We start from the raw sequence: 25,456 nt of genomic DNA on the forward strand, positions 1-25,456 counted from the left end.
CGGATGAAAGACGGGTGAAAGACATTGAACAGTTCTAGTGATTTTTGGGTTTTGTCATCTATGTGGTTGATTTATTATATAATTCATTCAACGTTAGCGGCTAATTCAGTGAAAAGCCGACTGTATCGCCTCCATCCGCTGGTACCTCGGTACTATCGTTTGAGCTTTAATTTGCTGTCCTTGCTGTTACTAATGCCCATCGCCTGGTTTTTGGCCGTATATCAAGCTCCGATTTTGTGGCGTTGGGACGGTGGGTGGTTGTACGTTCAAATCTTCATCACCGCAATGGTGGTGCTGGGCTTTTATCTCAGTTCTAAAGGTTATGATTTGCAGGAGTTTGCCGGATTGCGGCAATGGAATCAGCATTCTGACCCTGGGCCCATGGCTTTAACCCAATGGCATCGCTATGTGCGCCACCCCTGGTATTTTTTGGCGTTGGTTTATATTTGGAGTCGTGATATGGATAGTCTGTTCTTGTGCAGTGCTATTCTGCTCAGTTTGTATTTTTATATCGGTTCTAAATTGGAGGATCGGAAACTGTGCGAGTTATATGGTGCCACTTACCTCAGTTACTGTGAGCAAGTGCCGGGAATTTTTCCTATACCGGGTCGGTATCTTAGTAGGTCACAATGGCAGAAAATGATTACATTGAAACAAAAGCCAACTGAGTAGTGGTAAACAGAAAAAGCCCGCGGGGGCGCGGGCTTGTAAGGGGGCATCTAGCATGACAACATTCCCGTTGTCATTTAGTAGAAGCTGGGTTTATTTTATTGCTTCAAACCTGAATACAAGCTTAATGATTTGCCCCAACTATAAAAAATTTAGTTTTCAAATGTGTTAACAAAAAAGCCGCAGATAAAAACAAGCCCGCGGGGGCGCGGGCTTGTCCAAGGGGGCATCTAGATGTAACTTTCATCCGTGTGTTACTGTAGAAGCGGATTCAGTATACGACACAAAATCTGAACACGTGCTTAACAATTGATCTTTGATGGACACTATTTTTGTTTTATAAGAGCAGAAAAGAATACAGCCCGTCCAGGCACTGAAACGGGCTGTAGGGGACCTGAATGACGCAATGAACATTCAGGCCTGTGTAGTTAACGCTGTTAACCTTAATATAACCTTAATTGTAACCTGATTTTTCACCAAAGTTGGAGATTCATTGATGTCGAAAGATCCGCATATAAGCAAAGCGGTTAATAAAATCATTCAATCTGCTTTAGATGGAGACCCGCTGGAGAAATTAAAGATTCCACTGCGACAATTTGCACAGGAGCGGGATTGGGAGCAGTTTCATTCACCTAAAAATTTAAGTATGGCATTGGTCAAAGAGGCGGCGGAGTTGGTAGAACATTTTCAATGGCTGACCGAACCCCAAAGCTATGCGTTGGAGTCGGATAAGCGGGATCAAGTGCGCTATGAGATGGCAGATATACTCATTTACCTGGTTCGAATCGCCGACCAACTGGATATAGAATTATTGTCGGCCGTCAAAGAGAAAATCCAAATAAATAAAAACAAGTACCCTGTCGATAAGGTCAAAGGCAGTTCTAAAAAATATAACGAATATTGACGCAGAAATTAAGCAATGTTTTTAGCCTTGCTATTTGGAAAACAATGATAGAAACATTCGTAAATACAAAAAAACAAGAACAACGGTAAAAATCAGTAGCAACAATGATCCTTTGTTTTGGAGCAAGCGCACTAACGTGAATCCTATGCGTTGAGTCAGTGGTGCGTTAGGGTCATATCCCGTCTCTTGCTTGTACTTTTTTCGCGCTATTTGCGCATATTCTTGCTGATACTCATCAAACAGGGATTGGGCCTTTTCGAAGTCCTGGGCGTCCTTAATCCACAATGCCGCATTGCTAAAGCCCCAGCGATTGCCCGGAGTTTCATAATAGTCAATGTGATGCTGTTCCAGCACTTTTTTCATGCCCTCGGCTTCCCGATCCGCATCCATTGGGTAGGAGAATAATCTTTTACTCATAAGTTCCTAAGGTGTTTAAATAAAACTGGTTACAATTAGCCTGCAACATTCTATAATTTTACTAGTCCTTTTTATACACAAGCCATACACAAGAAGAAGCGGGGATCATGATAAGGTCGGTCATTATAGCGGTTTTAGTGGTAGGGGCTTTTGTGGCCGGGAGTACCGGGAGTACCGGTGTATGGGCTGGAGGCGATTGTACCGGGAAGTTCCAAAACGGAGGCAGGCCCGAACTGAAGGATATCGCATCGGGAGCCAATCTGTGTGGTGCAGATTTCAGCGGCTTGCAATTGACCGGAGTGGATTTGCGTTTCTCCGACTTGCGTGGAAGTAATTTCAGCAAAACCAAACTAAAAGACGTTTTATTTCACGGTGCACTGCTTACGGATGCTAATTTTGCTCAAGCAGAATTGCGCGGAACCGGTTTTGTAGGGGCAGAGGCGCGCGGTGTCTCTTTTACGGCCGCTAAGGTTTCCAGGTGTGACTTTATCGCAGCCGATTTAAGTAATGCTTTGTTGGCTAAACTGGACCTGAAAGACAGCAAAATGGTTGGCGCTGTATTGGCGGGAGCCGATTTGTCCGGAGCGGATCTTCGTGGTGTCAACATGTTGGGCGTGGATTTAAGTCGAGCCCGGTTAATGGATGCACAGATGGATCAAGCGAACCTGGAGTGGTCAATACTTAACCAAGCTAATTTTCAAGGGGCTCGCCTGGCGCAAGTTAATTTTACGCTGGCTACGTTGGAATCCGTGGACTTCAGTTTTTCCAATTTGTATTCGGCTAAGTTTAAGGATGCCTATTTATACAAATCCAAGTTTATGAATGCGGACTTGAGCGGCGCTTCTTTCTATCGAGCTTATATGGTGGAGGCGCAGTTAGAAGGCGCCAGCTTGGTCGGTGCAGACTTTTCCTTTGCCAATTTGCAGAATGCCTTACTGGTGCATGCGGATCTCAGCAATGCTTTGCTCATGAACGCGGATATCCGTAGCGCGGATTTTAGTGACGCCATATTGGAAGGCACGGTACCTTCCGAGTTACCCATTGATGATGCAGGTTACGGTCGTTAGCCTCCGACCTTACTGATTTCGGCCGGCGCCAGGGCTAGGCTTGAAAATGCTGTAAAGCCTTACCGTTATCCAGTACAGCGCGGATTTGATCTGCCGCTTGAGGTAGGGGAGTGCCTTTGACATGCCACAAACACAGAGCACCGCTGTAAATCAATGCATCCCGAGTGATCCCTGCTTCTCCCCGTAAAGCAGCCAAACCCATTTGTGCTGCGGTTTTAGCCAGTGCAGGAATGTCTGCTGCTACGGTGCTGTCATCATCTTGGCGTTGTAGGTTCTCGGGTAAGGGGGCGGCCCTCAGCTCCTGGCTGATGCCCAATTCCGTCGGATTTAAGTCTTGATCCTGTTCTGCATTGTTATCATGATAATAAAAACATTTTCCGGTTTGACGTAATGACGGTGTGATCCCCCCTTCCACACCGCGTATCAACAGGGCACTGTCGAAGCCGGAATGCCGTGCCAGCATGGCATAAATACGGGGGTAGGGTTTATGGACATAACCTGTCACTAAGTGGGTTTTTTGACGTCCCCGCAAGGGTCCGGTCAACACATCAATGGTGGTGAGACAGGGCCGCTTTACCATGAGACGACGCAGTTCGCTCAATTGATACAATTTAGGTGAAAATACCTTTTGATCGATGTAAGTCCATGCAATACGGCTGTCGCTTAGGCGGGCAGCTGCTTGTTGGCTGCTAAGATTCACATCGATACCGGCTGCCGCCAAAATCTGGTGGTGAGTGGCTCCCCATTTAGGTCCCATTTTCTCCACACCTTCGGTATAGGCCGCGACCCCGCAGGCCGCCAGTACGGCCGGTACAAACGGTGCTGCAGGAACGCAACGATTGTAACCGTTATAGGGGTCTGCCAAAGCCACAACTTCGTCCGCTTCAACGGAGGTTGGGGGAGTGGACTCGCAAATGGCTTCCAGTACACCTTTCATCTCGTCATCGGTCTCCCGTTTCATGCGCAGACCAATGAGAAACACGGCAGCTTGAACCGGGTCAACGGTTTGGTCCAACACAAACCGGGTGGCGGCTTTCGCTTCCTCCAGAGAAATGTTTTTGCTCAATTCCGGACCGGTTGCCACTCGCTGAATAACAGAGCGCATGGTGGCCAGTGGGTCGGAGTAAAGGTCGGTACTTGGGTTCGGCATTTGAGAAAAGTCCTGTCTGGCAGCCTCTGGTCAGAGGTCGTTTAAATTAACAAAAATTTCACCATCAATGATTTCAATGGGGTAAGTACGCAAAGGTTCGTCTGCCGGGTCGTCCAGAGCTTCTCCGCTATTTAAGTCGAAGCGACTGCCGTGCAGTGGGCATTTTACGTAGTGGTTTTTCAAAGACCCGGTGCAAAGTGAAGCATCTTCATGAGTGCACATCTCATCGACAGCAAAAAACTGTCCCTCACTATAGGCAATGAGTAGACGTTTTTCTCCAATACGGAAACATTTCATCGTTCCGGGCTCGAATTCGGCGATGTGAGCTATTCGTATGTTGTGGTTTTCCATGGGCATCTATTGTATCTGTCCGACAACAAAAAAATCCATATCTCACTGGTGGTAGCGACGGGGGGCTAGGAGATTCTGCTCTCAGGTGGTGTCCTGGAACTGCTACACTTGTAGCCGGAACCACGGAAAGAAGGAAAATGCTACAGTGAATTCTATAACAGACAGCTCCGCTTGGGGATCATTGCAAATACATTGGTCGACTCTTAAAAATCTCCACATGCGAGAGCTGTTTGCCAAAGACAGTGACCGATTTTCCCGGTTCAGTTTACAGGTGGATGACTTTTTTCTGGATTTCTCAAAAAACCGTATTACTACTCAAACCCTGGAGCTACTGCTCCAATTGGCACAGGAAGTGGGATTGAGCCAAGAAATCCATCGCATGTTTGAAGGCGAAAAAATCAACTTTACTGAACATCGAGCAGTCTTGCATACGGCCTTACGCAATCGTTCCGGAGAACCGGTGTGTGTGGACAATGAGAATGTGATGCCGGAGGTGCACGGGGTATTGGAACGTATGGGGGTGTTTGCCACCAAGGTGCGATCCGGTGAGTGGCAAGGTTACAGCGCTAAACGTATAACGGATGTGGTGAATATTGGCATCGGTGGATCTGATCTGGGGCCCAAAATGGTAACCGAGGCACTACGGCCTTTTAGCAGCGGCGATTTGAATATGCATTTTGTCTCCAATGTGGATGGAGCAGATTTGGGCGCGGTGTTGCAACGGTTGGATCCCGAAACCAGTTTGTTTATTGTGACTTCCAAAACCTTTACAACTCAGGAGACCATGGCCAACGCCAACAGCGCCAGGCAGTGGTTTTTGTCTCACCACAATGAGGAGTCAGCTTTGGCGCGGCACTTTGTGGCGGTGTCCACCAATCTGGATGCTACGGCAGAGTTTGGTATCGATAGTGATAATGTTTTTGGGTTTTGGGATTGGGTGGGAGGTCGTTATTCGCTATGGTCGGCAGTTGGGCTGTCCATCATGATATCGATTGGCGAACAACATTTCCGGGAATTATTGGATGGTGCCTGGCAAATGGATCAGCATTTTCGTAGTGCACCATTTTCCGAGAATATGCCGGTCATTCTAGGACTTCTGGGGGTTTGGTATATTAATTTTTTCGGCGCCGAGACCCATGGCATATTTCCCTATAATCAGTCTTTACACCGTTTTGCTGCCTATATGCAACAATGTGATATGGAGAGTAACGGTAAACGTATCAATAAACAGGGCAGTGAGGTGGATTATGAAACCGGGCCTATTGTTTGGGGCGAGCCGGGGACCAACGGTCAACATGCCTTTTTTCAACTGGTACATCAAAGCGATCGTTTGATCCCCTGCGACTTTATCATGCCGATACACAGCCAATATCCCCTGGAAGGGCATAATGATTATTTAACAGCCAATTTTCTCGCGCAAACCGAAGCGCTGATGAAAGGTAAAACCGAGGCTGAGGCTCGTGCCGAATTGGAAAGTAAAGGCATGAGTACCGAGCAAATCGACGCTTTGTCGCCGCACAAAATATTTCCCGGTAACAAGCCCAGCAATTCTTTACTATTTCCTGCTTTAACCCCACAAGCCCTAGGAAAACTAGTGGCTTTGTATGAACATAAAATATTCGTGCAGGGAGTCCTTTGGGGTATCAATTCCTTCGATCAGTGGGGTGTGGAATTGGGAAAACAACTGGCATCCAATGTTTTGGAAGAGTTAAAATCTGGTAAAGTCACTAAGGAGCATGACGCTTCCACTGCGGGTTTGTTAAACTACATTTTTGATAATCGATAGTGGTTGGAGCGAAAAATGTCCTATTTCTATGATTGGTCAGTCAAAGTGATCAGCGGCGTTGTTCTTGCTGTGGTTCTATTTGGGTGTTCAGAAGAACAGCAGAATAAATTGTCCCGTTTGGGGGTGACGTGGCTGGAAGGGGATTACCGGGTTACTTATGCTGACGGTAGCCACGTCAAATCCTGGACAGTGAAAGACGGTAAAGTCACCAGTGACCCGCAAAAAGGCTATTACTACTTTTGGGCCAGGGTGGACGGTAAGTCCGTGTATGTGCAAACACCGGTGGGGCGAACCTACATCGAAGAAATCAAGTAGCCTACACCGGGCCGGTAAGTCAATCTGTCATCGCCGTAGACTATGAGGTAAATCAATAAAAACGGAAAAATAGCAGCATTGATTTTACTATAGTTACTGTAGAGGATGTGTATTAGTGATGACAGAGTAATTTGGCACTTATTTTGGAATTGCTTGGGAAAAGTCTGAGTGATAGCTCAATGAGCGGCACAAATCGGAGTATTAAGCGTTTTTCACGTTGGGCCGTTTTATTGGTCTGTACAGGTTTGTTTTTATTCTCCTGTTTTGCACATTCGATCAATGTTGCACCTGCGATCGATGTTGCACCTGCGATCGATGTTGTAGCGATCGATGTTGTACCTGATCCTGACGATGCGGATTCCAGCACAACAATTAACACACCCGATAAAAAAGGACTGATATCCGATTCATTGTACTTTTTCTCCTACCAAGTGTTTTTTCTCGGTTTGATTTACGTATTACCGGAGGACGAATCGGGTTGGAGCACCGAACAAAAACACGGCAACCCGTTTGACAAGTGGGGTTACAATGTCACCCATCCGGAATGGGACCAGGATCGGTGGTACATCAATTATGTCGGTCATCCTTACTTTGGCGGTACCTATTATGTACGCGCCAGGGAACGGGGTTACGATCCCAAGACTGCTTTTTGGTATACGGTGATGATGTCCACTTCCTGGGAGCTGGGTTTGGAAGCATTGGCTGAACCGGTCTCCATTCAAGATATGATTGTTACGCCTACCTTTGGAAAAATGGTGGGTGAATTTTTTATGCGGGTGCGCCAACCCATCAAAAACAAACGTCCCATTACGCGATCCACCAGTGATGGCATCATATTATTTCTAACCGACCCCATCGGTAGCTTGAACAATAAATTCAGGCGCGTTTTCGGCTGGAAAGATCATCTGGAGTTGCATCTCTCCAGTCGTGAGGCCAACAGGTATCTTGATCCCGTTGGTGAACTGGCTGGTGTTCAAGTTCAGGAAACGCTGGGCCTGCGTATCAGTCTGAAGTGGTAGTCCGGCGATTTCGGGCGCAAATTTACTGTATGATCAGGACAGCTTTGCGGAGAACACGGAATTACGGCTGCGGACATAGGCAATGATTTCATCGGGATAACTGGCCGGTACACTGTTTAACACAGAGTTGCGTTTTAGCAGTTCCTCGCTCCATTTTTTAATAGCCGGCAGATCGTCAAAAAAATCCTCCCCGGACAATGAGCTTAGAACACTTAAATAGCGAAACAGGGGTGCATATACGGCATCTACCATACTGAATTCGGCGCCGGAAAAAAAAGGACCGTCGGATAAAAACTCTTCCAAGGTATCCAATCGATCGACGATGGTGTTGCGTTGCTGTTTGTGGAGCATGGCATCTGTGGTTGTATAGTAACTGTATACACTGGACAAGATGTCGTTACCAAACTCCATCCAGGCTTTTTGTTTGGCTTTTTGCATAGGGTCACTCGGATATAAGGAGCCCGGTGAAATGTCGTCAATAAACTCGATAATAGGAATGGATTCAAATAGGGGCTCTTTATCCACCAATAGCACCGGCACCTTTTCTAAAGGTGACACATCATAAAACCAAGGTGGCGGGCTATCCAAGTCGATGTATTCAATCTGGTGCGGTAGGCCTTTTTCAGCTAACACGATTAGTGCGCGCTGCACAAAAGGGCACAGTGCGAAGCTGATCAATTTCAATTCGGGAGTCATATTCGGTTTTCCTTCTTTGCTGCGGGCTTACCCGTCCACTGCCTATGTTTCTATGTCCAGTTATGGTGAGGTCTACGTACGTGAATTTTCTATGCTACCATTAGGTTCATGATTGTGTTTTACCAACTACGTGGTTAGTTCCATGTCGGATTCCATCACCCTCGAATTATCGTCCGTCGTGCTGGATGTCATCGAGCGGCACCCTGATGGTTTGAGCGAATACGAATTCATGAAGTTCCTCAAAACCAATTATAACACTGCCCAAATAGAAAATGCATTTGACAATAATCACTCATTATTTAAGGCACATTTTATCTTGTTTCATGTGCTTTATAAATTGCGTAATGATTTGTGGCTTGAAAAAAAGGGGCATTTGGATATAAGCCCGCTCAAAATCCAGTTGCTGCCCTATGTCGAGCAGGAATCAGGGCTCACGGAATTTGATGAACTTGCCGCCTACTATCTTGATATTTCTCATCTGAAAAACACCAGTGCCACAGAGGTTGAGCAAATGCTGAGTACGTTTTATGAGCATTTGTCCGGTTGGGGTAAGCGTAAATGGGCTTTAGAGCAGTTGGGGCTTGAAGACCCTGTGGACAATGCTACCATTCGCATCACTTACAAACGTTTGGTGATGAAGTTTCATCCTGACCGAGGCGGAGACAAGGAAACGGTTCAGCTCATCAATGAGGCTGTCAAAGTACTATTAGGGAAGGTGTAAGAAAGTTATGAGTCTTGATGCTCAGGAACTGGAACGATTACGCTGTCAACTTTTGCAAAAACAGGAGCAATTGCTGGCGCTGGATAAAACCAACAAAGAGGCATCGCAAACGGTGGAGTTGGATCAAACCCGAGTGGGTCGTTTATCCCGTATGGATGCTTTGCAGGGACAGGCTATGTCACAGGAAGCCGGACGCCGGCGTAGTCAGGAACTACAAAAAATTCAAACTGCACTGACTCGGATGGATGCCGGGGAATACGGTTTTTGCCTGCGTTGCGAAGAACCGGTGCACAAAGCGAGGTTGGAAGTGGACCCTGCTGCAACCTTGTGCATACAATGTGCTGAAGATCAAACAACATGAATTGGATTAATATATATCATTTGAACACTTCGCGGGTAATGTTTATGTTCCACAAATTTAGTCAATGGTTGCTTATTGTTCTTGTCGCGGTAGCGATCAGCGCCTGCGCGCGTGTGCCGCTGCGACATGCGGATACCTATACTCCACCACGGCCGAGCGCAAGCGATGAACCCTTCACTTTGGTGGAGGCCACCATTGGTGATGTCCATAGAGCATTTCGTAACGGTAAATTGTCGTGTCTGGAACTGGTGCGGGAATACCTAAACCGCATCAAGCAATACGATAGCGTGTCCAAATTAAACGCCATTACGTTTGTTAACAAACGGGCGGTGGAAACGGCGCTCAAACTGGATGGCGAGTTTAGGCGTTCCGGAAAATTGCGTTCCATGCACTGTGTTCCTCTGATCGTAAAAGACAATTTCCTCACCAAAGATTTGCCCACAACGGCCGGGTCACAGGTGTTGCGCAGTTTTATTCCGGATAACGATGCATTTATGGTGGCTGCTCTGAAACAAGCCGGTGCGTTAGTACTGGCTAAATCCAATATGGCAGAGTGGGCATTCAGTCCCTATTTCACCATCAGTTCTACTGCGGGAGAGACTCGCAATCCCTATGATTTGAATCGAGTGCCGGCCGGTTCCAGTGGCGGTACGGCAGCTGCCATCTCAGCGAATCTCGGTTTGGTTGGGTTGGGAACGGATACGGGTAACTCCATTCGGGGGCCGGCATCACACACTGCTTTGGTGGGTATTCGTTCCACCTTGGGAAGTACCAGTCGCAGCGGTGTCATTCCTTTACTGATGAATCGAGATGTTGCCGGTCCATTAACGCGTACCGTGGAAGACGCGGCGCGGGTGTTTGCCGTGATTGATGCGTACGATCCTGAAGATCCGATTACCAAAAAAGGTAGAGACAAGTTACCGGTGGATTATACACAGTCATTGAGTCGCTCCGGTCTCAAAGGCATGCGCATTGGTGTATTGAGAACCCTGGTGCAACCGGGAGATGAGGATTTTGAAATTACGGAAATATTTGAACGTGCGCTTCGCGATCTGCACAAAGCCGGGGCGGTTATCGTTGATGCGGTGGACATACCGAATTTTGCGGAATTGCGCAAAATCAACGGGTTTTGCAGTCGGTTTCGTTATGATATTAACCGTTTCTTTAAAAGTATGGGGGATAAAGTGCCCGTTCAATCCCTGGCACAAATCGTAGAGTCCGGCGCTTTTCACGAAACCAGCAAACGTGCTATGGATTGGGCAATGTCGGTGGATGTGGCACCTGAGGAGCAGGAAATTCCTTGTGTGGATGTGGAGGGTGATCCCCGGCGCAAATCCTATCGTGACACGGTACAGTGGGCTATGGACAAACAACAATTGGATGCCCTGGTCTATCCCACCTGGACCAATCCCCCGCGCTTGCTGGGTGATCTGGACAGTCCGAACGGTAATAACAGCCCGGTTATTGCCCCCCATACGGGGCAACCTGCCATTACGGTACCTATGGGGTTCACTCAATCCGGGTTGCCAACGGGTATCCAGTTTTTGGGGCGGGAGTTTTCCGAGGCGCTTTTGTTTCAACTGGCCTACGCTTATGAGCAAGCGACGCTGCATCGACAACCACCGGCCATGTTTCCCTGAGGTTTAGGATGCAACAGAACATGAAAAGGCAATTGGGTTGGATGGTTTTGGTATTTTTACTTCCAAGTACCTTTTATCAAGCTGTACTCGTTGCGAAGACTGATACGAAGGAACAGCCACAAGAACTCATTTACGAAGACAAATTTGTGGAGGTGAAAATTATTCCACGTTCTCCCGAGCAAATGCTGGCGTTTTACGAAGGTCGCGGTTTTCCTGTTATGGCCAAGCAACGGATCGCCAAAGCCTGTTTTTTTACCGTGATTATTCAAAACAAAAGCAACAACAGACTTTGGTTGGATATGAGTCAATGGCAATTTGGAAGCAAAGATCAATCCTTGCGTCTCGACAGACACTTTTGGCAACAGCAGTGGGATGAGATCCAATTAGCCCCCGCGTATCGTTCAACCTTTGGCTGGACCTTACTGCCGGAAGAACGCGGCTTATTTCCGGAAGAAGGTGTTGGCGGAAACGTGACTCTGCGTTTACATCAAGAAGCTGTCACTTGGTTGATAGAGTTTCCTACAAACGATAATCGTAAGGGAAAGCGATACCGCGTACCGATAGGACCATTACAATGCAAATTGAAATAATCAGAGTAACCGTGGCCGGGTTGATTCTGGGTGTTGTCTTACCCGGTGTGATCGCAGCCACGGAGCTAAGTCAAAAGTCATCGCAAAAGTCATCGCAAAAGTCATCCCAAAAACCATTCCAAAACCCACCGAAAGGTATTATTGTGGCCGCCCCCCGTGCCGCACCGGCTCTGAAATTAGCCGATATGGATGGCAACGAGTATGATATTAACCAGTCACGGGGCCATTGGGTATTTGTGCATTTCTGGGCGAGCTGGTGTGGTCCGTGTCGACGGGAAATGCCCAGTATTCAAAAGCTCATTCCCAAGCTGAAAGGTTGGCACATTGCTATCATCAACACGTCCGAAACCGAAGATACCGTGTTTAGTTTCCTGGCCGAAGTGGCTCCTGAATTGGGGGCGCTGTTGGATTTGGACGGCGGAGTGACCCAGGCTTGGCAACCTCGTGGTTTGCCATCGACATTCTTGGTCGATCCCAAAGGACAGGTTCGCTATGTTGTCCTGGGTGGGCGCGATTGGGAAAAACCGGAGTACCTGAATTTCTTGCATCATTTACCAACCCAATAGTCGACGTCGTGTCTGGACTTAAGATTCCATTAGTGTTTCCTTAACGCTTCGTTACACCCGTTTTGGCGCAGATAAGAGGAGCGGTTAAGCCGACAAACGGGAATGTCGTTTTGGGTCAAAAAAACAGCCTATCTCTTTGTTTATTATGGAATAAAGTCCTGTTTATAGGGTAATCGGATAAGTTTGACCAATAATATCTGTATCGGTAACATGAGCTTGTCTGGTTTTTACCAGCGAAAGAAGCACTGTCAGGGGGGCTTCAGAAAAAGTGAATTAGTGAGATGAAACTGCAATACCTTAGCAATGACAAATACAATCAACTGGTGTTTAAAAGCATTGTTGGCGACACCGGTTACTCCACAGAACTTTTTATTTCTGATCATGGGTTTCCCAGTATCGGATACAATTTTAACCTTAAGGACCCGGTGGTTCTGCGACAGGTTTTGTTTGCCATGGGCTTTGATATTTCCGGTGCGGTTCTCAGTGGTGAGGCCGCTGTCGCTGAGAAATACTATATAGAGTTGATTTTTAGTGCCTTCCAGATTGTTAGCTGTAAAGATGCAGCGTCCTTAAAACGAATCACTAACAATATCCTAATGACAAGAGCTCAAGATGAACGCTATGACCCGGATTTTGTGCGGTTACAGCACTTTGTAGCTGAGAAGCCCAAAGGCATGATTACTTCGCTGGCATCGATCATTAGTTACTACGAGGAGCAACTGGATCGTTGGTTGGAAAGTTTTGAGAACATGAGTCCGCAACTTTCGCTTAAATCTGCAGAGCGGTCGGTGTTGTTCAGCCTGGCGTACCAAGGATTGATAGGGATGGAGCAGGATGGGAAAACTCCAAAATTTTCTGCTTTAGGTCAAGCGCTGTTGCAACAAAACCGCGCAGAGTGTTGGTATTTGATTCGCTATACCGCGTTTATTGGCGACCAAATAGGCAATCGCATTATCAAGAAACGCTATTTTGAAAGTGAATTGTTTAGTCTGTATGAAGAGGGAGAAACGGCGATTTCTCTTGCCCCATCCCGCTGTAAAGCAATCTATAAAATGTTTTTGGACAACAAACAGAAAATTCTAAATCACGAGACCATGTACGCAGCGCAAATCCGGGCGGCATCCAAACACTATGACTCATTAGGGGTCAAGATTCGAACCTTAGAACAAAGTTTTGATCTTGTGTATACACATATTCGTGAAATGAAGTCTTTGAATTCAAATTTTATACGAACTTCTTTGGAAAAGGTTCCAACTCTGGTTCCTATGAATTTCGTAGCCAGGAACACACAAGCTGTTTAAACCGACTAATAATAAAACCACTCCAGATAAACCGTCTTTAACCACCGCAGCCAGTCTGCGGTTTTTTTTTCTACCTCACCGCATGCTGCAGCGAAGCAGGAATCATGTTATAACACATATTCCGGGACCTTCGGAGAGTTGAATGGCGGTTTTGTGGAGTAAGGTAGTCGACGATACCCGTTATGAAGTGCGTACGGCCGGAAAATCATTACGGTTGTACACCAACGGAGTATTTCATAGTCAATATAATGCGGATAGTCCGGCCTCGGGCAGTGTCTGGGATTTATTGTTTTTGCCTGCATATTTATCCAATCCTGCGACCATAAAGAACGTGCTGGTGTTGGGAGTAGGGGGCGGTGCAGTCGTTCGTCAGTTACAACATTTCTTACATCCAACCCGCATTACGGGTGTCGAGTTGGATCCCATGCATTTGTATATTGCCAAACGATTTTTCAAAATAAACCGTCCTAACACCTATTTATACGAACATGATGCGGTACATTGGTTGCGTTCCTACCAAGGTCCTAAATTCGACTATATTGTGGACGACTTATTCAGCGACGCCTCCGGTGAGCCGGAACGCGCTGTGGAAGCGGATCATGGCTGGTTTTCCTTATTGCTAAAGCATTTGAGTTCCAATGGTGTTTTGGTTATGAATTTTGTGTCAGCAAAAGAGCTGAAACGCAGTGCTTTTTTTTCCAACCGTTTGGTGAAGTCCCAATTTCGATCCGCGTTTAAACTGGAAACCCCTAGTAATGAGAATGCCATCGCTGCCTTTTTAAAAACTGCTTCAAGCACCAAAGCCCTGTTGCGAAACCTATCAGCTCCGGAACTCCACGCGGTACTTAGAAATTATCCGGAAAAGTATCGGATACGAGCTATCTCTATGTAGGGGGGAGAACGTAATTACTTATCACGATGCGGGTTTTTTACGCCTAGTCTGGGATGCTAGGCAATGCGAACTGGAGTTTAAGGGTTTACGTATCGTAGCGCGCCCACTAAATTCTGCTCCGTTTGCCGTACAGGCATACGTGGAAGAGGAAGATACCCACCGGGTATTAGGGGCGTATCATGATGTAACAGAGCCGCGCCAATCCACACGTAAACTTGTTACTGAAATGCTCAACGACAAACCTTCCTTTCCCGGACAGGTGATCGTCACCGGAAAATATCCCAAACGACTATTGGCCATTGTGCATGACTTAGAACAGGAGCCTTCCTGGCGGGTGGAATGGGTCAATGAAGCGCTGCAAGAGGTGTTTGAGATCGTAAATCGGGAAGGATTTCGTTCTATTGCTGTTCCCATACTGGGAGGTGTGCACGGGCGAATCAGTGCGGTACGTTTTATGAAAATGATTCGTTGCTGCCTGGACCGAGGGGTACCACCCACTTTGGAACAGTTGTGGTTAATTCTCCCGCCGGGTGAGAACTGCCGTATTCTGCAACCATTAAAAGATCCACAAGTGGTGAGTGACTGACGGGTTGGGAAAGCGTATGGAATAAAAGATTTGGAGAAGGTTTTAAAAGGGGGTAGTGAGAGAATCCCAGACCGGAAAAAAGCATTCCGGTCTGATCTTGGATTTTTCCCCGATTAACCGAAAAATGCACCGGCGAATGCGATAGACAGTAACACTACAAATAAAATAATAACTAAATCCATTGAAATCTCCCCCTCAATATTTTTTAACATTCGCTCAATTTTAGAGCAGGCAAAAGAGTACCCAAGAAATTAACCTAGGTCAACCGTTGGTTATTAACCACAGTAAAATAGTGGAATATTTTCTGTAACATTTGGGGGGCTCGTGATACTGCATATTACTGAATCAGCACTAAATTTTCGTGAAAGGCTTGTGAATTGGGTTATGTTTGTCTAGTTTCTAATGAATGGATGTTCATAACAGTTTGTAATTTAAAGGGAGAAAGGAATGGCGGAAGTCAGCTGTGCCACAATAATGCGGGTCTTGGGAGATGAAACGCGCTTGGGGGTGGTAAAGCAGTTGTTGCATACACCCAAACAGGTGAATGAATTGAATCAAGCCATTCCTGTGAGTCAGAGTCTACTGTCACATCATTTGAAAATTCTGCGCGATGCCGGGCTGGTTATTGCCAAACGGGCCGGCAAAGCTGTTTTGTATGATATTTCTCCAAAATTTAGATTACCTTCCGGAATTAATTTGGGCTGCTGTCAGCTGGAGTTTGATTCAACAGAACAGGAGGGCCGCAATGCTATCTAAAGTGTTCTTAGGCGTGGCAGTGGTCTGCCTGAGCGCTTGTTCTGACACCGGGCCGTCACAAAAACTGGTGTTAACCGGTTCCAGTACCGTGGCTCCCTTGGCATTGGAAATCGGGCGCCGATTTGAGCAGCAACACCCCGGCGTGCGCATTGATGTGCAGACCGGTGGTTCTTCTCGGGGCATTGCCGATGTGCGTCGCGGGGTGTCACAGATAGGAATGGTATCTCGTGCATTGAAACAAAAGGAGCAGGATCTATCGGCGTTTATCATTGCTCGAGACGGTGTGGGCGTTGTGGTACACAAGGATAATCCCATAGACAATTTAAGCAGTTCACAAATTGTGGATATTTATACCGGTAAAGTTCGCAATTGGGAAACGATGTCAGGGCTGAAGGCAGCCATTACGGTGGTGAACAAGGCAGAAGGGCGTTCCACTCTGGAGGTTTTTTTGGAGCATTTTGGCTTAAAAAACAGTCAAATCACCGCAGATGTCATTATTGGTGACAATGAGCAGGCTATTAAGACGGTGGCAGGTAATGTCAATGCCATCGCATACGTGTCTGTGGGTACTGCGGAACATGATATCGCAGTGGGTGTTCCCATAAAACTGGTGTCTTTGGATGGAAATGCGGCAGCCACTAAAACCATTGCCCTGGGACGTTATCCCATGTCTCGTGTACTCAACTTGGTGACACGCCATCGGCCCGAAGGCTTGCAAAAGCAGTTTATAGAATTTGCCAGTTCCACCCAAGTGAGGGATTTGGTGGAAGGACAAAGCTTTGTTGCCGCTTCCCACTAATAAATGGTTTCCACCGCTGTTGCTGCTATGCACGTTGATTGTGTGCAGTCTGCTATTTTTCATTATAGTTTTTTTGTTAGATGAGGCGGCCTTGGGGTTCACCGGTATTGGTGCTTCACGTTTTCTGGGACTGGCTTGGAATCCGACGGAAAATCAATACGGGATCCTACCCATGTTGTTGGCAACCTTATTGTTAACCTTTGGAGCATTGCTGTTGGCTGCACCCCTAGCCATCGCCATTCCGTGTATTGCAATTATTATAGTTTCGGTCGTATTGCCGCCATTTACCGTCAGGCACTGCAGTTGATGGCCGGCGTTCCCTCGGTGGTGTATGGCTTTTGGGGTTTGGTGGTTCTGGTGCCAACGATTGCACGTTTGCAGCCGCCGGGGGCCAGTCTATTGGCGGGCACTATTATTCTGGCGCTGATGATATTACCCACCATTGCATTGATTGTGGATTCGCACCTTAAAAGCTTGCCTCCCCACTATATACAAAATGCTAAAGCCTTGGGTCTAAGCCGCTGGACCACGGTGCGTCAAATCCTGCTGCCGGCAGCCCGTTTAGGTATTCTCACTGCCATGTTGTTGGGAGTGGCACGTGCGATGGGGGAGACCATGGCCGTTCTCATGGTCTGTGGCAATATTGTCAAACTGCCCTCCAGCGTATTTGACCCGGTACGGGCATTGACCGCCAATATTGCGCTGGAGATGGCCTATGCTATGGACGCTCACCGGGCGGCGCTGTTTTTTTGCGGGGTGGTTTTATTGGGATTGTCTATGCTGGTTGTCAACTTGGTAGCGCAACTGGAGCGAGGTAGATCTTATGTATAGCGTGCATCTACAGGAATATACACAAGGAAAACTCGAAGTTTCCGCACTGCTTCTGGGTTTGGTGGCCATAGCTTTGATGTTTTTATTTGCCTTCATACTGATTGATGTATTTTGGGTTGGTATTGACAATATTTCCTGGGCTTACCTAACTCAAACCCCTCTGGAGTCGGGACGTGCCGGCGGTATTGGGCCGGTATTGGTGTCTACATTGCTAATTTTGGCGGTATGTCTCGTGGTCACTGTGCCCTTAGGTTTGGGAACAGCGGTACTATTGGCTGAATATCTGCCACTGGAAAACCCATTGGGTTGGTTCGTACGCCGAACCTTGGATATTTTGGCCGGTGTTCCCTCTATTGTGATCGGTTTATTCGGGAACGCGTTTTTTTGTGTGCAACTGGGTTTGGGATTTTCCATCCTGTCCGGTGGATTGACATTAGCCTGCATGGTATTGCCCATTTTTATTCGTGCCTCTGAAGATGGGTTTCGTTGCATAGATGACAGCTATCGGCACAATGCGTCGGCGTTGGGCTTGACCCAAGTGTCCACCATTCGTTATGTACTTTTTCCCATGGCTTTACCGGCCATAGCCGTGGGCTTGAGTCTGAGTGTGGGAAGAGCGTTGGCAGAAACCGCCGCTTTGATTTTTACCAGTGGTTACGTTGACAGAATGCCGGATTCTTTGTTGGAATCAGGAAGGGCATTGTCTATTCATATTTTTGATTTATCCATGAATGTGCCCGGCGGTGACAGCCGTGCCTATAGTGCTGCTTTGGTTTTGCTGGTGCTGATAGTGTCTATCAATGTCACGACTCAAATATTGATGCGAAGTTTCTTAAAACGAAGGATAGTAAACGTATGAAACCTATGATTTTATCGGATTTTGCAGTGGAGGTCGCCGCTCCACAAGCCTGCACCGCCTCCAGTCTGATTTCTTGTGAAAATCTTAGCGTTTATTACGGTACGCATAAAGCCTTGGACGGTATCAATATTGAAATTCCGGAAAAGCGCATATATGCCTTAATGGGACCATCCGGTTGTGGTAAAACCAGTTTGCTATATGCGATGGCTGGATTGCTGGGGCAGGTTCCCAATGCCAGGGTCAGTGGTTCTATTCAATTCAAAGGCAAAGATTTAACCGATGTGAGCAGTGCTCAATCGGTGCGACATCACATTGGCTTTGTGTTTCAAAAACCCACCCCGTTTCCCTTTTCCATATATCGAAACCTGGAATTGGTTATAAAAGAGCACGGTATAAAGGACAATAGCGAAGTCCGGCATCGCATAGAGTCGGTGCTTTGCCGTGTGGGTTTGTGGTCAGAGGTGAAAGACCGACTGCATAAATCGGCCTTGGCTTTATCTGGCGGGCAACAACAGCGACTGTGTATGGCTCGGGCTTTGGTTTTACAGCCAAGCGTATTGTTAATGGATGAACCGTGTAGTGCTTTGGATCCTATTTCCAGTGGCGTTATCGAGGAGCTTATTTCGGATTTGGGAAGAAATCACAGCGTTATTCTGGTAACCCACAATTTGGCTCAAGCCAAACGACTATCCCACGATACGGCGTTTTTTTGGGTGAATGGGACTGCCGGTGTTTTAATTGAGTCAGGTCCAACCCCGCATTTGTTTGCCCATCCAAAGCATGAGTTAACGGCAGCGTATGTATCCGGGGCCAGAGGCTGACTTGCTGAATAGAACGTCAGGGGTGTCTCAGGGTGAGCAGTTCGCCACTGCCTTCTTGTAGCAGGTTCCAGGGACGCGATAGATTAATGTGGGCCAGGGAAGCCGGTCTCATGGCGTGTTTCTCATGAGTGAGTTGGTACAGCAATTGTTCCAGACCCGGATTGTGGGCCACTACCATAACGCTTTGAATGTCTGCTGCGATAGTGTTTAGTTGTGCCAGTAATATAGAAGGTGTGGCTAAATACAGCTGTTTTGACACCGTGAGCTGGGGTAAAGGCGATAAGGCTTTGGCAACCGCTGAGGCGGTCTGAGTGGCTCTGTCAGCAGCAGAGCAGAGAATGGTTTCCACGTGCAATCCGTTACTCTGCATCCATTGTCCTACATGCAAAGCGCTATCAAGACCATTTTGGGTTAATGTGCGGGCAAAATCAGAACTTCCGGAGGCGGCCTCGGCATGCCGTAATATGTAGAGTTGCTTGTGCGAAAGGGTATTAATTTTTACTTTTCTTGTTGCGTTTGATTCGGTTGTTTACATAGACGTAATGGGCCAAAGAAGTCTTTTTCCCGTTCTTGTTGACAACGTCAATTTTCAGCTTGTGGATCCCGCTGGGAAAACGTTTGGAATTAAAAGTCAATGACGGGCTCAAAGGATTCTTGGCTGTTCCCAAATAGGTTTTATCCAACCAAAAGCTCACTTTGTCGATTCCCACGGCATCGTTGACAGTCGCCTTGATAGCCACTTTACCGGTTAATAGACTCTCTTTTGCGGGTTTGAGTTTGGTGATCAAAGCTCCATCAGAGTCCAATCGGGTTGGTGTTTGTGTGCCAAACATATCATCCGTAGAATCGTTATAGTTGGATGCAATGGTAAAGAACTGATTGAATTTTAAACTGGTGTGGTTCACGTTGCTTTGTGCTACCGCTAAAATGGATTGTGCAACGGCGCGTCGGTAGAAATGTGTATCAACGTTTGATTTGGCGAATTCTATTTGGCCTGAGGCGGAACGGCCATCCAATACACCGTCGTGGGATATATCCTGATAAGAAATTTGTGAGAAACCTGCTGAGGTATATTTGGTGTGGGGTTTGACCTCCAGTGCATGGGACAAGTCCAAGGTAACATTGGAAATGGCAGCGTTGAACATACCGTAAGCCAGTTCGGGAGTTATGAGGCCGTTGTGTTCGCTGTCGGTAAAACGCCCGGAAGGGGTGGTTTCCATAAACTGAAAGCCGATCACGTTCTGCATTCTGCGGTAGGCTCGGTTTTGAGCTTTGCCCGGGGTAAGTCCGCGTTTCATGAGGTATTGGGTCAAACCTGCGGCGACGTGGGTGAAATAGGTGAGGTTAACCAGCGCTTCGTTTTGATTTTTTAGGTTAATAATGGAACTTAATACCATTTGTTCTGAGGGAATGCGTACCAATTGGTCGGTCATGATTTCACGGTACTCACCACCGTAAGCTGCAATAAAAATGGTGCTATCAGGCGAGTCAGGAATGTTCAGAGAGTAGTCACCATTAGAGTCTGTTCGCGTTTTGCCAACAAACTTGGAGTGTGGTTTGGTGTCGGTTAAGCGCGCCACACGTATCGTTGCATTTCTTAAGAAACCACCAATATTGGCGGTACCGCTGACGGTAATGGTTTTCACTGCCGGTTTCGGCTTCTTATTAACGCTTTTGGGTTGTGTGGTTTCTCTGCTAATAACGGGTGTTGCTTGTACCACTTCCGCCGGCTTCACCGGCTTGGGTTCAAGTTCGGGCTCAACAGTAGCGCTGGGTTTCGTGTCCTGATTGAACTTGTCGCGAATAGCCTTAATACGTTGTTGTTGCTGGGCCACCAATCTACCTGCCGGAGAGTCTTTAAATTCAGAAGGAGGCGTACCAAACAACTCAACATTGCTGTTATTGACCAGCAAGGCAATTTTATAATATTCATTGGCGGCAAATTCATTCTCAAAGGAACGGCCAAACTCCATAATAGACTCTGCCAGTTCTTCGCGGAATTTGCGCGGGGAAAAAGCGCGGGCACCAAAATGAACGGCACCGTTGGCGGACGTGCCATTGAGTAAACCATCGTGCTTAACATCGTTAAAAACCATGTCGCTGAATTGGATCAGATTCTTGCTGTCCGTTGAGGTGTTGTTCATTTTGGAGAGCAGATTAACTGTGGCTAACTGAATAATACTGAACTTGTCATTATCCTTGGGGTTGTTTGCAGAATTGGCATTAACATCCGAAGCTTTGCTCACCAGTATATTGTCGATTTGCATGAAATCCGACACTGTGGCATTGGCCCTGGCGACGGCGGCGCTGGCTTCGTATTTATTGCTCAAGTACATGGCCAGGGCAGTAGACATGTGGGAAAAGAGCGTGATATTAACTCCCATTTCCTTGCCTTCAGTGTAATTAAATACAGCCATCAGTTGCCTGGATTTCTCCGGAGTAGAAGCGGTTAACAGCAAAGTTTCCGAGCTGATATTGAGCGGCAGGACGAACACGCCATTTTCATTGGCTTTTAATTTGTCCAGCTTTTCGATTCTGGAGAAATCGAAATTATTTTTAGCCGCAGAACTGAAGGAATACACACTAATAGTGGAGTGCGCCAGTTGGCCGCTCTGCACCATGCCGTAAATGCGACCCGTCGCCGGTGGACTGTAGGTGACCGTGTTAAACAAGGAAAAAGCACCAAAGGTAACCGCCAGCAATGAAGCAGCCATGGCTGCCGAAAGCATCCAGCGCCGTTTGGGAGCGGCATTGCTTGTATTGTTTTTATTCTTCTTTGCAGTAGGTTCTTTGTTCTTTTTGAGCATGGCTTGCTTCAATGCCTCAGCAAGCTCAACACCGGATTGGTAGCGGTCTGCGGGATCTTTGGATAATAACTTAGTGACCACATAGCGCATGGATTTGGGAACTTCCGGTCCCAGATTCATGGGTTTGGGGTCCAATGTGGTGATTTTGTACATCAACGTGGGAATCGTGTCCCCAGTGAAGGGGCGTTCACCGGTGATGAGTTGATACAAAATGACACCGACGGAGAATAGATCGGCACGACCGTCCACAGGAGTGCCCTGAATCTGTTCCGGAGACATATACTGTGGGGTGCCCAGCACGTCACCCATGCGGGTTTTCATGGTGATCTCAGGGTCTTCGAAGTGGGCGATACCAAAATCGGTGATTTTTACTTTAAAACTATTGGAGATAATAATGATGTTGCTGGGCTTGATGTCACGGTGGACAATACCTTTATTATGCGCATAGTCCAAAGCCAAGGCCAACTGCGTGCCTATGGTGACGATTTCGGTGAAGTTGAATTTGCGTCCCGCTTTGATGAGGTCGCTTAGGGGAACACCCTTGAGACGTTCCATAACAATGAAAGGACGTTTGTCCATTTCATCGATATCATATATAGAAACAATATTGGAATGGGACAAGCTGCCAACTGCTTTAGCTTCCCGGAAAAAACGTTCCAAATATTCGTAGTTGTCCGAGCGGTCTTCCCGAAGTATTTTTATAGCAAGCAAACGGTCGGTCTTAGGGTCATAAGCTTCATAGACGTCTGCCATGGAGCCTTTGCCTATGTGCTCTCTTACTTGATATCTGTTTATTTCCCTAAGCATGTTATTTTCTACCGCTTACCGACTGGTTTATTATCTTGTTTATAGATTTTAATTGGTTTTTAATTCATAAAAGATGAATTACTGAGTTTTTATATCAGTGACGACAATATTAACTACGTGACGACAATATTAACTACAAAAACCACACACTGCCTGGAGCCCCTATCAATTATGGACTTATCCATTGAAAAAACTGCCCGAAACAGACAGCCCTGGAATTATCAACTGATTTGCCTAAGAATCCCCCCGCAGCATTTGTAAATTAGCTAATCATTAGACCTTGTGTCAATAGTTACACACATATTCGGAAATATTAACGGGTTTTAGGGGCAGAATTCCCGCTAAGCGACGTATGTTTTTGGCGATCAACGATTTAAAGCATTGTTTTGTCAAAAATGTCATGCATCGATTTTGTTGATAAACAATGTAAAGCGGAATTTAGAGAGAGTCTAAATCGATGTGCGGCGTGTCTTGTGAACGACATGTTTTGAGCGTCATTCGTCAGTTTTATTGTTATTATCGTTTTGTTTGAGTCCGTACCCGCTTAAGGAAAGGTTGGTGAGATTATGATCAGATTATTATTCGCCGCTGCTGTAGTCCTGTTAGTCGACAGTGCTTTTGCTGCATCACTCCCTTTGTCCCCACTACCAACAGGTGATGGCGATGCCGCATGGGGTATGAATGTGGAGCAATTACAGCAGACTCTGAAGGTGCATAAAGCAACACCGGGCAGTGAGTACAGTTATGCCGATCATGCAGAAACCAATCCCGATGTTTATGTGCGTAAGGTGTCGGACGGTACTCGCTATGAATATTATTTTTTCAAAGGCGTTTTGTACAAGATCTATATCGTCTACAGTAAGAATCGAACCAGTCCCACTTTTTATCGCAGCCTGGTACAGGAAACGGCAGCCCTATACGGCAAACCCAAAGGTCACTATCAAGAAACCGTGTTTGGAATTCCGGTCACCCATACGGTTTGGGAAGATCAACGCACCAACCTGGATATACGGTCCGGTGCTGGTTTTGTGTATCGAGTATTACAGGACAGGATAGTCCTCAAGGAAAAGACACTGCAGAAGCAGCGGGAAAACTCGATCTGATATTTGGATAGGGTGTTTAGGGGAGGGAGGGCGCATGGTTTTTGTGTCCGCCCGCATACACTGGTTTTTCGGTTTTACCGCACTTCCTGGTTTCTGCAACTATATATACGTTTGGGTAGAGGGCAGATAGCGCTCTATCTGCCCTTAACTCAAATGTTGGTCTCATACTCTTGCATGAAGCCAATTACAGCTTCGCTGAATCCATCGATATGTACCCATGGACCGTAACCGACACCATTTTTGTAGCTGGCGACATTGATCATGTAACCTTTACCTTTTGGAGCAGGAACCGGATCACTGGATTGCTCATCCGTGATGACAATCAAGCGGTCATACTGCAATTGATTCATCCGAGTAACCGCCTTACCCAGGTAAGTACCTCCACCACCGCTGCGTTTGATCGCGTCGAGCAATGCCAAACCTTTACGACTCGGCATTTCGTACACCTGAGTATCAAAAGTATGAACTTCGTAATCCTCAGCGATTCCGGCCACCAATGCTGCCAAAGCGCCGGCTGCATCGATACGGTTTAAATCACTTTTTTGCGAAAGCTTCCAAGTCATTGAGCCGGAAACATCGATCAATACAACGGTCTTCCCGCGCAAAGGCCGCATTCCGGTTACAGCCAGCTGCATGGCTTTATCAATAGCATGTTCCCACTTAGGAACCGCATTGGCAGCAGCAACAAATCGAAAAGGCAGGGCTTTGGATCGTTCTGCACCATCTGCAAGCGCTTTGAATACCAACTGCTTATCCACATCGGCATCACGCATGTTGCGTAGGTTGCGCAACAAAGCCATGTAACCCAACTTTTTCTCACGCAATAAGCGCTCAAATGTGGATTTCTTATCTTTACCGGCGGACAAATTCACCTCCCAGGTATCCGCACTGGTTAACGTTCCGTCGATCATTTGCTTCCACACCGCTTCCTGTGCTTTGTCTTTTGGTTTTGCGTGACACAAAAACAAAGAATCACGCAATTTAACCGTACCGTTACGGTCGTATTTTGCTAATGCATAGGCATTAAATTTATGCCAAGCTCGCGCCAAGCCGTGTTTCATTTGCGCAGATAATGGTCGGCGACCGTGACGCCAATATACAGCCAGAATTTCCGCTAACTCGTCAGCCCGTTGAATGACATTGTATACGGTATCACCCACAACCTTTCCTTGGGCATGTTTTGCCAAGGCACAAGCCAATAACAAAGGTGCATGACGCAAACGGTAGTCATTGCGTGCCAGAACCGCAATAGCAGCCACATCCTCTGCTTTGTTCTTAGCCACCAGTGATTCTAAACGCTGCGCGATATCCATGCCGGACTCATAAAAAGTATTTTCCCACAACAGGCAGGACATCACTGTACGGCGCAGTTCTTGTACAGGAGTTAAGTTCTCGGCATGCGCACCTTCGTGGGTGTACGTAGAGTTCTTTTTGCCTTTAGTCTGGTGTGTATTCAGTTTCATTTTTTTTTACTCCTACAGATTGTGGTGAGGGAACAATCGTTAACAGTGTATCGTGCTCTACCTATTGAGCTACTCTCCCATTGAATGGAAGAGACGGGACTCGAACCCGCAACCCCGTCATCCCAAATGAAGTAACTGTTAGCTACGCCACTCAATTCAAGGTCAGGAACAAGCAAAAA

27 protein-coding genes are annotated in these 25,456 nt (G+C 46.9%); 20 read left to right on the forward strand and 7 right to left on the reverse strand.

Annotated elements, in window-relative coordinates; all coding sequences use genetic code 11:
- Window positions 1-108 precede the first annotated feature (108 nt).
- Window positions 109-672 carry a hypothetical protein gene (locus OEY58_09540; protein ID MDH5325690.1) on the forward strand — a complete coding sequence of 188 codons (564 nt, stop codon included), beginning with the start codon at window positions 109-111 and terminating at the stop codon, window positions 670-672.
- A gap of 583 nt (window positions 673-1,255) precedes the next feature.
- Window positions 1,256-1,573 (forward strand): nucleotide pyrophosphohydrolase, encoded by a 318-nt coding sequence (locus OEY58_09545; protein ID MDH5325691.1) that lies wholly within the window; start codon window positions 1,256-1,258, stop codon window positions 1,571-1,573.
- Window positions 1,574-1,603: 30 nt separating this feature from the next.
- Here the strand turns inward: OEY58_09545 and OEY58_09550 are convergent, their stop codons facing one another.
- Window positions 1,604-1,990: a DUF6164 family protein gene (locus OEY58_09550; protein MDH5325692.1), complete on the reverse strand. Its 387-nt coding sequence runs from the start codon at window positions 1,988-1,990 to the stop codon at window positions 1,604-1,606.
- 107 nt (window positions 1,991-2,097) lie between these two features.
- Here OEY58_09550 and OEY58_09555 point away from each other — a divergent pair, with 107 nt between their 5' ends.
- Window positions 2,098-3,057, forward strand: coding sequence for a pentapeptide repeat-containing protein (locus OEY58_09555; protein ID MDH5325693.1), 960 nt, complete (start codon window positions 2,098-2,100; stop codon window positions 3,055-3,057).
- 34 nt (window positions 3,058-3,091) lie between these two features.
- On the opposite strand, the gene OEY58_09560 is transcribed toward OEY58_09555, so the two are convergent.
- Together OEY58_09560 and OEY58_09565 are read right to left on the reverse strand one after the other, a co-directional pair.
- Window positions 3,092-4,207 carry an anthranilate phosphoribosyltransferase gene (locus OEY58_09560; protein ID MDH5325694.1) on the reverse strand — a complete coding sequence of 372 codons (1,116 nt, stop codon included), beginning with the start codon at window positions 4,205-4,207 and terminating at the stop codon, window positions 3,092-3,094.
- Window positions 4,208-4,237: 30 nt separating this feature from the next.
- Window positions 4,238-4,564 carry a non-heme iron oxygenase ferredoxin subunit gene (locus OEY58_09565; GenBank protein MDH5325695.1) on the reverse strand — a complete coding sequence of 109 codons (327 nt, stop codon included), beginning with the start codon at window positions 4,562-4,564 and terminating at the stop codon, window positions 4,238-4,240.
- A gap of 139 nt (window positions 4,565-4,703) precedes the next feature.
- Here OEY58_09565 and pgi point away from each other — a divergent pair, with 139 nt between their 5' ends.
- The 3 genes from pgi to OEY58_09580 all read left to right on the forward strand — a co-directional run bounded on the left by pgi (window position 4,704) and on the right by OEY58_09580 (window position 7,678).
- Complete coding sequence (gene pgi, locus OEY58_09570) at window positions 4,704-6,344, forward strand: glucose-6-phosphate isomerase (GenBank protein ID MDH5325696.1); 1,641 nt, start codon at window positions 4,704-4,706, stop codon at window positions 6,342-6,344.
- A gap of 15 nt (window positions 6,345-6,359) precedes the next feature.
- A complete protein-coding gene (locus tag OEY58_09575) occupies window positions 6,360-6,659 on the forward strand; it encodes a hypothetical protein (protein MDH5325697.1) in 300 nt (99 codons plus the stop codon).
- Between the two features lie 179 nt (window positions 6,660-6,838).
- Window positions 6,839-7,678, forward strand: a complete 840-nt coding sequence (locus OEY58_09580; protein MDH5325698.1) for a DUF3943 domain-containing protein — start codon at window positions 6,839-6,841, stop codon at window positions 7,676-7,678.
- A gap of 33 nt (window positions 7,679-7,711) precedes the next feature.
- On the opposite strand, the gene OEY58_09585 is transcribed toward OEY58_09580, so the two are convergent.
- On the reverse strand, window positions 7,712-8,374 hold the full coding sequence (locus OEY58_09585; GenBank protein ID MDH5325699.1) for a glutathione S-transferase family protein: 663 nt from the start codon (window positions 8,372-8,374) through the stop codon (window positions 7,712-7,714).
- A gap of 142 nt (window positions 8,375-8,516) precedes the next feature.
- Here OEY58_09585 and OEY58_09590 point away from each other — a divergent pair, with 142 nt between their 5' ends.
- The 13 genes from OEY58_09590 to OEY58_09650 all read left to right on the forward strand — a co-directional run bounded on the left by OEY58_09590 (window position 8,517) and on the right by OEY58_09650 (window position 19,097).
- Window positions 8,517-9,095 carry a DnaJ domain-containing protein gene (locus OEY58_09590; GenBank protein ID MDH5325700.1) on the forward strand — a complete coding sequence of 193 codons (579 nt, stop codon included), beginning with the start codon at window positions 8,517-8,519 and terminating at the stop codon, window positions 9,093-9,095.
- Between the two features lie 7 nt (window positions 9,096-9,102).
- Entirely contained in the window at window positions 9,103-9,456 is a 354-nt protein-coding gene (locus OEY58_09595) for a TraR/DksA C4-type zinc finger protein (GenBank protein ID MDH5325701.1), read from the forward strand.
- Between the two features lie 44 nt (window positions 9,457-9,500).
- Window positions 9,501-11,096 (forward strand): amidase family protein, encoded by a 1,596-nt coding sequence (locus OEY58_09600; protein MDH5325702.1) that lies wholly within the window; start codon window positions 9,501-9,503, stop codon window positions 11,094-11,096.
- Between the two features lie 20 nt (window positions 11,097-11,116).
- Window positions 11,117-11,686, forward strand: coding sequence for a hypothetical protein (locus OEY58_09605; GenBank protein MDH5325703.1), 570 nt, complete (start codon window positions 11,117-11,119; stop codon window positions 11,684-11,686).
- Window positions 11,671-12,252, forward strand: coding sequence for a TlpA family protein disulfide reductase (locus OEY58_09610; GenBank protein ID MDH5325704.1), 582 nt, complete (start codon window positions 11,671-11,673; stop codon window positions 12,250-12,252). Before OEY58_09605 ends, OEY58_09610 begins: the two co-directional genes overlap by 16 nt.
- A gap of 281 nt (window positions 12,253-12,533) precedes the next feature.
- Window positions 12,534-13,553, forward strand: a complete 1,020-nt coding sequence (locus OEY58_09615) for a hypothetical protein (protein ID MDH5325705.1) — start codon at window positions 12,534-12,536, stop codon at window positions 13,551-13,553.
- Between the two features lie 142 nt (window positions 13,554-13,695).
- Window positions 13,696-14,445 carry a fused MFS/spermidine synthase gene (locus OEY58_09620; protein ID MDH5325706.1) on the forward strand — a complete coding sequence of 250 codons (750 nt, stop codon included), beginning with the start codon at window positions 13,696-13,698 and terminating at the stop codon, window positions 14,443-14,445.
- A 139-nt stretch (window positions 14,446-14,584) separates the two neighbouring features.
- Complete coding sequence (locus tag OEY58_09625) at window positions 14,585-15,031, forward strand: hypothetical protein (GenBank protein MDH5325707.1); 447 nt, start codon at window positions 14,585-14,587, stop codon at window positions 15,029-15,031.
- Window positions 15,032-15,478: 447 nt separating this feature from the next.
- Window positions 15,479-15,787, forward strand: a complete 309-nt coding sequence (locus OEY58_09630) for a metalloregulator ArsR/SmtB family transcription factor (GenBank protein ID MDH5325708.1) — start codon at window positions 15,479-15,481, stop codon at window positions 15,785-15,787.
- Complete coding sequence (locus OEY58_09635) at window positions 15,777-16,586, forward strand: phosphate ABC transporter substrate-binding protein (protein MDH5325709.1); 810 nt, start codon at window positions 15,777-15,779, stop codon at window positions 16,584-16,586. Before OEY58_09630 ends, OEY58_09635 begins: the two co-directional genes overlap by 11 nt.
- Before the next feature lie 243 nt (window positions 16,587-16,829).
- A complete protein-coding gene (locus OEY58_09640) occupies window positions 16,830-17,417 on the forward strand; it encodes an ABC transporter permease subunit (GenBank protein ID MDH5325710.1) in 588 nt (195 codons plus the stop codon).
- The gene (pstA, locus tag OEY58_09645) at window positions 17,410-18,276 is read left to right on the forward strand and encodes a phosphate ABC transporter permease PstA (protein ID MDH5325711.1); all 867 of its coding nucleotides are present in this window, start codon (window positions 17,410-17,412) and stop codon (window positions 18,274-18,276) included. The genes OEY58_09640 and pstA overlap by 8 nt, the downstream gene beginning before the upstream one ends.
- The gene (locus OEY58_09650) at window positions 18,273-19,097 is read left to right on the forward strand and encodes a phosphate ABC transporter ATP-binding protein (GenBank protein ID MDH5325712.1); all 825 of its coding nucleotides are present in this window, start codon (window positions 18,273-18,275) and stop codon (window positions 19,095-19,097) included. The genes pstA and OEY58_09650 overlap by 4 nt, the downstream gene beginning before the upstream one ends.
- Before the next feature lie 16 nt (window positions 19,098-19,113).
- On the opposite strand, the gene OEY58_09655 is transcribed toward OEY58_09650, so the two are convergent.
- Complete coding sequence (locus tag OEY58_09655; GenBank protein ID MDH5325713.1) at window positions 19,114-19,563, reverse strand: histidine phosphatase family protein; 450 nt, start codon at window positions 19,561-19,563, stop codon at window positions 19,114-19,116.
- A gap of 25 nt (window positions 19,564-19,588) precedes the next feature.
- The gene (locus OEY58_09660) at window positions 19,589-22,711 is read right to left on the reverse strand and encodes a protein kinase (protein MDH5325714.1); all 3,123 of its coding nucleotides are present in this window, start codon (window positions 22,709-22,711) and stop codon (window positions 19,589-19,591) included.
- 566 nt (window positions 22,712-23,277) lie between these two features.
- Between OEY58_09660 and OEY58_09665 the strand changes: the two genes are divergently transcribed.
- A complete protein-coding gene (locus tag OEY58_09665; GenBank protein MDH5325715.1) occupies window positions 23,278-23,814 on the forward strand; it encodes a hypothetical protein in 537 nt (178 codons plus the stop codon).
- A 149-nt stretch (window positions 23,815-23,963) separates the two neighbouring features.
- On the opposite strand, the gene OEY58_09670 is transcribed toward OEY58_09665, so the two are convergent.
- Entirely contained in the window at window positions 23,964-25,277 is a 1,314-nt protein-coding gene (locus OEY58_09670) for a TROVE domain-containing protein (GenBank protein ID MDH5325716.1), read from the reverse strand.
- Between the last annotated feature and the right edge of the window lie 179 nt (window positions 25,278-25,456).

The organism is Gammaproteobacteria bacterium, assembly GCA_029882975.1.
Classification (GTDB): Bacteria; Pseudomonadota; Gammaproteobacteria; order SZUA-152; family SZUA-152; genus JAJDNG01.

Bases quoted from the DNA above. Each gene is read 5' to 3' on its own strand.
- OEY58_09610 (MDH5325704.1), top strand. From the start codon at position 11,671: ATGCAAATTGAAATAATCAGAGTAACCGTGGCCGGGTTGATTCTGGGT.
- OEY58_09565 (MDH5325695.1), bottom strand. From the start codon at position 4,564: ATGCCCATGGAAAACCACAACATACGAATAGCTCACATCGCCGAATTC.
- OEY58_09600 (MDH5325702.1), top strand. From the start codon at position 9,501: ATGTTCCACAAATTTAGTCAATGGTTGCTTATTGTTCTTGTCGCGGTA.
- OEY58_09670 (MDH5325716.1), bottom strand. From the start codon at position 25,277: ATGAAACTGAATACACACCAGACTAAAGGCAAAAAGAACTCTACGTAC.
- OEY58_09635 (MDH5325709.1), top strand. From the start codon at position 15,777: ATGCTATCTAAAGTGTTCTTAGGCGTGGCAGTGGTCTGCCTGAGCGCT.
- OEY58_09620 (MDH5325706.1), top strand. From the start codon at position 13,696: ATGGCGGTTTTGTGGAGTAAGGTAGTCGACGATACCCGTTATGAAGTG.
- OEY58_09550 (MDH5325692.1), bottom strand. From the start codon at position 1,990: ATGAGTAAAAGATTATTCTCCTACCCAATGGATGCGGATCGGGAAGCC.
- OEY58_09555 (MDH5325693.1), top strand. From the start codon at position 2,098: ATGATAAGGTCGGTCATTATAGCGGTTTTAGTGGTAGGGGCTTTTGTG.
- OEY58_09595 (MDH5325701.1), top strand. From the start codon at position 9,103: ATGAGTCTTGATGCTCAGGAACTGGAACGATTACGCTGTCAACTTTTG.
- OEY58_09660 (MDH5325714.1), bottom strand. From the start codon at position 22,711: ATGCTTAGGGAAATAAACAGATATCAAGTAAGAGAGCACATAGGCAAA.
- OEY58_09665 (MDH5325715.1), top strand. From the start codon at position 23,278: ATGATCAGATTATTATTCGCCGCTGCTGTAGTCCTGTTAGTCGACAGT.
- OEY58_09580 (MDH5325698.1), top strand. From the start codon at position 6,839: ATGAGCGGCACAAATCGGAGTATTAAGCGTTTTTCACGTTGGGCCGTT.
- OEY58_09560 (MDH5325694.1), bottom strand. From the start codon at position 4,207: ATGCCGAACCCAAGTACCGACCTTTACTCCGACCCACTGGCCACCATG.
- OEY58_09630 (MDH5325708.1), top strand. From the start codon at position 15,479: ATGGCGGAAGTCAGCTGTGCCACAATAATGCGGGTCTTGGGAGATGAA.
- OEY58_09585 (MDH5325699.1), bottom strand. From the start codon at position 8,374: ATGACTCCCGAATTGAAATTGATCAGCTTCGCACTGTGCCCTTTTGTG.
- OEY58_09650 (MDH5325712.1), top strand. From the start codon at position 18,273: ATGAAACCTATGATTTTATCGGATTTTGCAGTGGAGGTCGCCGCTCCA.
- OEY58_09590 (MDH5325700.1), top strand. From the start codon at position 8,517: ATGTCGGATTCCATCACCCTCGAATTATCGTCCGTCGTGCTGGATGTC.
- OEY58_09575 (MDH5325697.1), top strand. From the start codon at position 6,360: ATGTCCTATTTCTATGATTGGTCAGTCAAAGTGATCAGCGGCGTTGTT.
- OEY58_09615 (MDH5325705.1), top strand. From the start codon at position 12,534: ATGAAACTGCAATACCTTAGCAATGACAAATACAATCAACTGGTGTTT.
- OEY58_09605 (MDH5325703.1), top strand. From the start codon at position 11,117: ATGAAAAGGCAATTGGGTTGGATGGTTTTGGTATTTTTACTTCCAAGT.
- pstA (MDH5325711.1), top strand. From the start codon at position 17,410: ATGTATAGCGTGCATCTACAGGAATATACACAAGGAAAACTCGAAGTT.